Origin of the sequence: Okeania sp. SIO2B9 (genome assembly GCF_010672505.1) — a bacterium.
In the GTDB taxonomy this organism is placed as follows: domain Bacteria; phylum Cyanobacteriota; class Cyanobacteriia; order Cyanobacteriales; family Microcoleaceae; genus Okeania; species Okeania hirsuta.
This window is the reverse complement of sequence record NZ_JAAHGK010000227.1, coordinates 1-7435: the sequence shown is the minus strand read 5'-3', so window position 1 is coordinate 7435 and position 7435 is coordinate 1. Positions and strand designations below refer to the sequence as shown.

Here is a 7435-nt window from a genome sequence, read left to right as displayed (position 1 = left end):
AAATGTTCCATCTTCAACCATTACCAAATATTTCTCGATAATTCCCCTCCACCGGAGGGGTTAGGGGTGGGTCCCCACACTCCCCACCATAATAATCTAATTACACCGATGCTACCGGATTTGATATAACTTAACTTCGTAACCTTTAACTGTTCCCCGATCGAGCAATTCAGCATTTTGAGGTTCAGAAACTTTGACTATACCTCCAAATTTCTTACCAATTTTAATATCTGATAGTGCCGTAAATTTTTCTAGACCTCGACCTAAAAGTGGAGTTTTATATGTTTCGATTTTAGGCATTGGATACTTATTTTTCAGTTCTGTAGACGACCATTTATAGTAATCAAAAAATGATAATGGTATGTAAGAATCAGCCGCATATTTCAGCTCTGATGAAGTTGAACGAACTTCAGAAGATACATATACAATCATTCCCATATTAACTAAACTTTCAACAAGTGGTTTAAAATCCTTATCTCCAGATAGTAAAACTGCTTTTGTCATATTGTTGCGAATAGCGTGATTCATCATATCTACTGTGAGGAAAATACCAGCTTCTTTTTGAGATTTTTTTGTCAAATTACCTAGCTTAACGTGATATTCTTCTAAAGAACGAATTTGATTAAAATAATCTTTTTGTTGAGATACACGTTCTTCAAAATCTATTTTTTCCTCATACTTACCTTGAATCCGATCTATATAGTCATAATAGAAAACTTTTCGAGCATCAAAAAAATTTTTGATGGCATTAAAATCAATATTAATATTCTCGTCTTCGACTTCATTTCCAAACCATTTAGCAGTGGAGTCTATATAACTTTTTCTGAGGTAACTTCCATCTATAAATAAATAAGTTACTTTTGAATATTGTAGTTCGGTAGGATTATGAGTATTTGACATTTTTGACAATAAATCTATATTTTTTAGTTTAACTTTAGATTACCGAATCATTAATAATTAATAATTATTAATTAAATAATTCAGGTTAAAAGCCTCCCCTTTCAAGGGGAAAAAGCGGTCGTTTGCGGAGCATTCCGTTAGGATGGGATGGCGTTTGCTACCGCAAAGCTTTCCGTTCCGGAATGCTACCGCAAACGCTAACAGCGGAGCGGCTCTGATAAGAGCGGGTTTCCTCGCCATATCCAATCGACCAAGAGAAAAGTGCTAGGACATTTCCTTATATTCAATTCCGTAACGGTTTTAACCAGAGGTAATTATCAATTATCCATTATCCATTAATGAAATATATTGTAGCTATTTAATACCAATTCCCAAAACTAATGCTATACTTAGACGACACTTCAATTATTAAGTAATTAAAAAAGGCGGATGGAACCTTTTTGATAATTATTAGCCAGGAGCGTATTAATTATTCATATTTTTACTTCTCTGTAGGGACGTTGCATGCAACGTTCCTACCTCCGACCCTACTACCCTGCTCTGAAATAGATAAAGTTTTTGATAAAAAGTATCACATACCCTTTAGCTAAAAAATCTCTTACTTAAGATTAACTTAACAAAATACTATAAGTGTCAAGCATCAATCAACATCTTTGATTAATTCTTCTAAAAAAGATTGACCAGCTTTTTCCAAATTAGAGTCAAGAGCAAATGTCAAACTACGCAATCTTACTTTACTTTCACCAACTAATTGATTGATGGAATTAGTTAATTTTTGAGGATAAACTAAAATAGCTTCGTGACATTTTTTATAAGTTGCATAGGCTACCACTTGATGAATATCATCTGGCGATGGTCTGGCATCTAACTTATATTTAGTATCAAGAATATAAACAACCTTACGAGTTTTTACTTCATAAATAACTAAATCGATTCGACAATAAATTTCATCATCAATAATATCTACTTTTTCTTGCTCTTGAACTCTTAAATTTGAGGGTAGATTAATTTTTAACCATTCAGCTACAAATTTTTCATAGAGTTTAGCCATATCTATTAAAAAAGGTAACATTGAGTAATTACCCTGCTGATGACTAGCTCCAATATTATCTAAAAAAAATCGACATAAAGCGTGTAAAGTTTGATAATCTTCGTTTAAACGATGATATTTTATGTTTACACAATCACTAGATTTAAAAGGCTGTAAATTTACTAAATTTTGCAAAATATGAAAAGCTTTTGCCACTGTTGGAGCAACATTTTCAGAACAGAAACCACTATGACCAATCATAAATAAAGTCCAAGCCAAAATTTGATTATCGGGAATATTAGCAGTATATTCTTGATAATCGCATTTCAACCTAACATCCCAGGGTTTTTGCATAACTTGCTGCATATTTAACCGCCCCCGAATATAAGTTAAATTTTCTGTTTTTGGCAGATAAGTGCGATAAAAACCTTTTCGACCCCGGTCTAATATTTTTTGAACCAGAATATTAACTAAACAGTTGTAAAATTCCTGTAGAGACTCAAAGTTAACTAAACCATCTAAGAAACGAAAACTTTTGAGATTGTAGACATATTCCAACATTCCAAATAGGTTATGAAGTGGTACTTTTGGTTTGAGAATGATGTGAAAATCTGGAATTATAGGAATATAACCAACCCATCCTTGAGATGTAAATTGCCATTTGTTCTTGGTTTTAGGAGTCGGAAATTCAACTTTAATATTTTTGCCTTTTTTGTCGTATTCTTGCCATAATTTAGTGGCAAGATAGTGGTCAATTTCATCTGGTGGAAACTGGCGAGGTTGATATTCAGTAAGTTCGATAATTTGTGGGGATTTCATATTGGAAAAAAGCAACCATAACAAAGATTTTTTACAGGAAGAGATGTTTGGAGAAGTGTCTATCTAATTTAGGACTTATGCAAAGAAACCGGGTTTTTAGGATAAATCATTGTTTTTAACAATAAACATTTGCAAAAAAACCGGTTTCTGGGGTGGCCTGCGTAAGTCCTGTTATAGTAGAATTTGTATGAGAATTTAGCAAATATTGGTATGGGATTAATATAGTTAAAATTCACATCGTTAGCGGAGCTTTGCGTCAGCAATTTCTCTATACAATACTTGTAGATAATTATATCAGGACTTACGCCAATTCTTAGACAAGACTCTACTCGTAGGGGGCGTTAGCGCAGCTTTGCGGAGCGCAAATGCCATTCGCCCCTACAGATGGTGTATATTTTCTTATGTTGTGTAATTCCTGAATTATTAATTATTAATTGTTAATTGCTGAAGACATCCGATTTTGAATTTTATCCCACCGAAAATTATCGACTTTTCCTGGTTGAGCAAAGAAATATTCCTCTAAATATGGTTCAATTTCCATTTGCCAAATATCTTGTATTTCCTCTGCAATATTTTCTCGGAGAAAGAAAGAAACACCGACTTGATAATTAGGGTCGTTTATTTCTTTGTTAACTTCTTCTAAGACTTGAATTAACCCTTCCACTGAAAAATTTGTTTCTATTTCTTTGTGATATTGACGCAATATTTCATAGTTAGGAGAGAGGGTGATAAAAGCAAAGCGACGACGAAGTGCATGATCTACTAAAGCAATGGAGCGATCGGCAGTATTCATCGTGCCAATAATGCGAACATTTTCGGGAATGCTGAATAACTCTCCACTACTAGCAAGGGAAATTTTGGCGTCGCGGTATTCCAGGAGATACATAAGTTCCCCGAAAACTTGGGAAAGGTTAGCACGGTTAATTTCATCAATAATGAGTACACAAGTATCTTGACAGAGTGCTGCTTTTTGACAAAATTTCAGGAAGCGACCGGGAACAACAGGGTAGGTGAGTTTTCCATCTTCGCTCTGCGGTCGAATACCTTGAATAAAGTCTTCGTAGGTGTAAGCAGGATGAAATTGGATGAGTTCCCAGAAACCGTCACCTCCAGCAATTAAATGTTGAGCGAGTTTTTGAGCGAGGAAAGTTTTGCCGATACCAGGTGGACCTTGGAAAATGGCTTGTTTTTTGCGGTTGATAGCGCGTATCCATTGGGTAAGTTGTGTTTCTGGGAAGTTAGTTTCTTGGGAGCATTGAGATAGGGGATATCTTATACCAGTTACACTTAGGTAATCATATATTAGTGGCATTGGATCATCGTATTTTGCTAGTAAAACTAAAGGAAACAGTTTCTTAAGTATTGATACTATATCTTTGCTCAATTTAAAGAAAGAAAAATCTTTGTTACTGGTTTCTAATAGGCTAATTTCTGCTGTTACAACAATATCTTGTAGATGATATTCTTTGTTTTGAATATCTCTGCTCCATTCCTCCATTGTTAATTTACTACTTCTACAACGATCATAATCTAAGGTGCTATAAGCAAATTCTAAAGGATACTGTTCTGTAAGCACTTTTAAAATAGAGTTAATTTCTGGATGATTTTGATAAATATTGTTTTGAAAACGTATCCAATCTTGTCTGTAAGTGTCATGATTAGATGATATCCAATCTTGTCTGTAAGTCAGATGAGTATATGACATCCAAAACCCTATTTGTAAATACCAATGTCCTGCATAACCCACAAATAAGAAACCTGCTTGTGTGCTAAATAATAGTCCTCTACCGTTTATAGATAATGTAGTAGGAAAATTTGTGAAGTCAACAGATATGATATATTTAGTAATATATTCTGATAATTGTTTAAAAATAGGTTCCTGTAAACGTTGTAAAAACTCATCTGCAATTTCTGGTCTTAAGGTCTCTTCATATAACCAGGGATCGTCTGAGGGTTGATCGAAAAAAAATTTCCTTACTTCTGTCTCTGAAAGCTCTGATAGGAAGTTAGAAAACTTTGAATAAAAATCTTTATTAAACATATTACTATTTTGTCGGCTTTTCTATGCTTGACATATTTTAGTTAATTTATAAGGCATTGTAAACTAACTCTGGAAACAATTCACTAGCTTTAAAACAGAGTAATCTTAAATTGTTAACACAATAAATCAATCAAATTAGGTTAAAATTTAGTTATGAGGAAATTTAAACAAGATAAATTTGAACAATAATTAAATAGCCATGAGTCAAACTTTATATTTAGAAACAAGTGTTATTGGTTATTTAACCGCCAGACCAAGCCAAAATCTAATTGTTGCTGCTAATATGGCAGTAACCAGAGAATGGTGGGATACTCGCCGAAGCAATTTTGAAATATATGTCTCTCAAGTAGTCTTGGATGAGGCAGCTAGAGGCGACCCAGAAATGGCTCAAAATAGAATAGAGATAATTAAAGACTTTCCCTCACTCATTTCCAATGAAACTGTTACAGACTTGGCTCAACAGTTTCTCCAACAAACCAATCTTCCCCTTAAAGCTAGTTAGTGATGATACATTGCATATTGCTCTAGCAACTGTTTATGGTTTAGACTATCTTTTAACATGGAATTGTCGTCATATTGCCAACCCTAATATTCAGAAAAAATTATCTGAAATTAGCACTAACTTTGGCTATGAATTACCAATACTTTGTACACCTTATCAATTAAGAGGAAAAAACTATGATGTTACCTGATGAAATTTTAGAAGAAATTTACAAAATTCGAGAAGAACACGCCAAAGCTTTTAACTACGATCCGGAATTAATATTCGCTGACTGGTTAGAAAAACGAGAGCAATTTGAGAAAGAATGGAAAGGAAAAATCATTAAAACTCCTTTGAAAAAAAGAAAAGAAAGTGTTTCTGAAGAGCAGGTATGATTTTCAAATTTTCAGGACTTACACACCTATATCAAATATAAACCATTTGTAGGGGTTAACAGCCGTCAACCCCTACAATAGACTAACTTTTTAATAGATAAAATGAGTAAATTAATAGCTTTTGGATGGTATGGAGGAAAATTTAATCATCTTGATTGGTTACTACCACTATTGCCAGAAACGCAACATTACTGTGAACCTTTTGGTGGTTCCGCAGCAGTTTTATTGAATAGAAAACCCTCTGATGTAGAAACCTATAACGATTTAGATGGAGAAGTTGTTAACTTTTTTAGAATGTTACGGGAATCTCAAGAAGAACTAATTCAAGCGATCGCTCTTACTCCCTTTTCTAGAGAAGAATTTAAAATAGCGCTGACTCCACCTACAGAAAAAATTTCTGACTTGGAACGTGCGCGTCGTTTTTTTGTCCGAGCGCGACAAGTCAGAACGGGATTAGCTCAAACGGCGAGTGTAGTAAGCAATCAAAAAGTTTTTATTTGTCGTAGGGATTTAGACTATAAAATTATGGCTAAATCCCTACTACGAGTGCTTCTAATTTCAGTTATCAACTCCTACATACGGCTTCAATCGGAGGTTTGAGTCACTTACTACCACCCGATACATTCGGCGATATTCTTTGTAATCTGCCTTTGCCAAGTGTTGTACTCCCAGATTATCGCACATAACCACATCCCCAACAGTCCAGGAATGTGAAAGAATTTGGTCGGGATTACTCGCCTCCTCAAAAATACATTTCATCAGTTCCGCGCTCTCCTGTTCGCACATACCCACCAGTTTAGTAGTAAAATTCTCGTTGACGTATAGCAGTGGAACATCTGTTTCAGGATGCTTGATAACAACCGGATGAGTTGATGCTATGTCACTTTTAACCTCATCAGGTTGGTGTCCCCTACTATAACCTTCCTTCAGAGAGTGAATAGCAGTCATACTATGTAGTTTATTTTTTAGTTCTGGCGACAGATTGCGGTACATCAAGTTGGCATTCTGGAAACAAGTGTTGCCACCACTAGAAGGCAGTATATTCGCAGAGAAGACAGTAGCAAGAGATGGATTGATTCGCCAGCTCATATCTGAGTGGAAAAGAAAGGAATTAGCGGGAACTCCAGTGTTGCCCATGGTCTCGAGAATTTGCACTCTAGCATCAGTATCTTTACCCTTGATAACTGGGTGAGAGTTCTCATGTTTCCCAAATATTCCTGCTAGTTGTAGCAGACTTTCTTCGTCGTAGATTGGTCTATTGCCTGCTTTTGCTCCGTCAGCAGGAATAATCAGTACGCCATTTTCAAAAAGAAGGTTCCGAATGCGGTCTCTTTGCTCCGGAGAGTCTAGATCGACATTTGTTAACTTTGCACCAAAGGGTTTGAGTTGAGAAATCGAAAGAGTAGATAATAGTTCCATAAAAAGATTTGATGTTCTGGCTCGAACCAGCTTTATTTTTAGGATGTTTCACATTATATATTGTAACGTCAAAATTATCACTATTAAACACGCTGTAAGTTCCTTTATATCCCATTCAATGCAAAACCGGGTTGAAGTTTTGTGGGTAAATTATCAATTATCAGAACAGGAGATTAAATGTCAGAACCACAAGTAATCCTTGAAACCATATATCGACTGGCAATAATTGATTTACTCAAACGGGTTTTTGCTAGCCCTTTAATATTTAAGTTTTCATGGGCGATAACTTCAGCTTTTGATAATAATTCATTGGCTGTTTTGAAGTGAAAGTCTTTACGCTTGTCAGCTAC

8 protein-coding genes and 1 pseudogene are annotated in these 7435 nt (G+C 35.0%); 4 read left to right on the top strand and 5 right to left on the bottom strand.

What is annotated here, in order from left to right:
• Positions 1-111: 111 nt before the first annotated feature.
• From F6K13_RS10635 to F6K13_RS10625, 3 genes are all read right to left on the bottom strand, one after another.
• The gene (locus F6K13_RS10635; RefSeq protein ID WP_124144368.1) at positions 112-900 is read right to left on the bottom strand and encodes an NYN domain-containing protein; all 789 of its coding nucleotides are present in this window, start codon (positions 898-900) and stop codon (positions 112-114) included.
• Between the two features lie 640 nt (positions 901-1540).
• Positions 1541-2749, bottom strand: a complete 1209-nt coding sequence (locus F6K13_RS10630) for an McrC family protein (protein WP_124144369.1) — start codon at positions 2747-2749, stop codon at positions 1541-1543.
• Between the two features lie 430 nt (positions 2750-3179).
• A complete protein-coding gene (locus F6K13_RS10625) occupies positions 3180-4790 on the bottom strand; it encodes an AAA family ATPase (protein WP_240038883.1) in 1611 nt (536 codons plus the stop codon).
• A gap of 199 nt (positions 4791-4989) precedes the next feature.
• Here F6K13_RS10625 and F6K13_RS35080 point away from each other — a divergent pair, with 199 nt between their 5' ends.
• From F6K13_RS35080 to F6K13_RS10610, 4 genes are all read left to right on the top strand, one after another.
• On the top strand, positions 4990-5292 hold the full coding sequence (locus F6K13_RS35080) for a type II toxin-antitoxin system VapC family toxin (RefSeq protein WP_338043155.1): 303 nt from the start codon (positions 4990-4992) through the stop codon (positions 5290-5292).
• A gap of 10 nt (positions 5293-5302) precedes the next feature.
• Complete coding sequence (locus F6K13_RS35075) at positions 5303-5482, top strand: hypothetical protein (protein WP_338043156.1); 180 nt, start codon at positions 5303-5305, stop codon at positions 5480-5482.
• Positions 5469-5666 carry a hypothetical protein gene (locus tag F6K13_RS10615; RefSeq protein ID WP_240038884.1) on the top strand — a complete coding sequence of 66 codons (198 nt, stop codon included), beginning with the start codon at positions 5469-5471 and terminating at the stop codon, positions 5664-5666. The genes F6K13_RS35075 and F6K13_RS10615 overlap by 14 nt, the downstream gene beginning before the upstream one ends.
• Positions 5667-5768: 102 nt before the next feature.
• On the top strand, positions 5769-6266 hold the full coding sequence (locus F6K13_RS10610) for a DNA adenine methylase (protein ID WP_287287346.1): 498 nt from the start codon (positions 5769-5771) through the stop codon (positions 6264-6266).
• On the opposite strand, the gene F6K13_RS10605 is transcribed toward F6K13_RS10610, so the two are convergent.
• Together F6K13_RS10605 and F6K13_RS35070 are read right to left on the bottom strand one after the other, a co-directional pair.
• On the bottom strand, positions 6225-7085 hold the full coding sequence (locus tag F6K13_RS10605) for a TauD/TfdA family dioxygenase (protein WP_287287345.1): 861 nt from the start codon (positions 7083-7085) through the stop codon (positions 6225-6227). The genes F6K13_RS10610 and F6K13_RS10605 overlap by 42 nt on opposite strands.
• A gap of 221 nt (positions 7086-7306) precedes the next feature.
• Positions 7307-7435, bottom strand: a pseudogene (locus F6K13_RS35070) (RNA-guided endonuclease TnpB family protein); the annotation flags it as partial.

Excerpts from the sequence above, each read along its gene's own strand:
- F6K13_RS10635 (WP_124144368.1), bottom strand. The coding sequence starts at position 900 with ATGTCAAATACTCATAATCCTACCGAACTACAATATTCAAAAGTAACT.
- F6K13_RS10630 (WP_124144369.1), bottom strand. The coding sequence starts at position 2,749 with ATGAAATCCCCACAAATTATCGAACTTACTGAATATCAACCTCGCCAG.
- F6K13_RS10610 (WP_287287346.1), top strand. The coding sequence starts at position 5,769 with ATGAGTAAATTAATAGCTTTTGGATGGTATGGAGGAAAATTTAATCAT.
- F6K13_RS10615 (WP_240038884.1), top strand. The coding sequence starts at position 5,469 with ATGATGTTACCTGATGAAATTTTAGAAGAAATTTACAAAATTCGAGAA.
- F6K13_RS35080 (WP_338043155.1), top strand. The coding sequence starts at position 4,990 with ATGAGTCAAACTTTATATTTAGAAACAAGTGTTATTGGTTATTTAACC.
- F6K13_RS10625 (WP_240038883.1), bottom strand. The coding sequence starts at position 4,790 with ATGTTTAATAAAGATTTTTATTCAAAGTTTTCTAACTTCCTATCAGAG.
- F6K13_RS10605 (WP_287287345.1), bottom strand. The coding sequence starts at position 7,085 with ATGGAACTATTATCTACTCTTTCGATTTCTCAACTCAAACCCTTTGGT.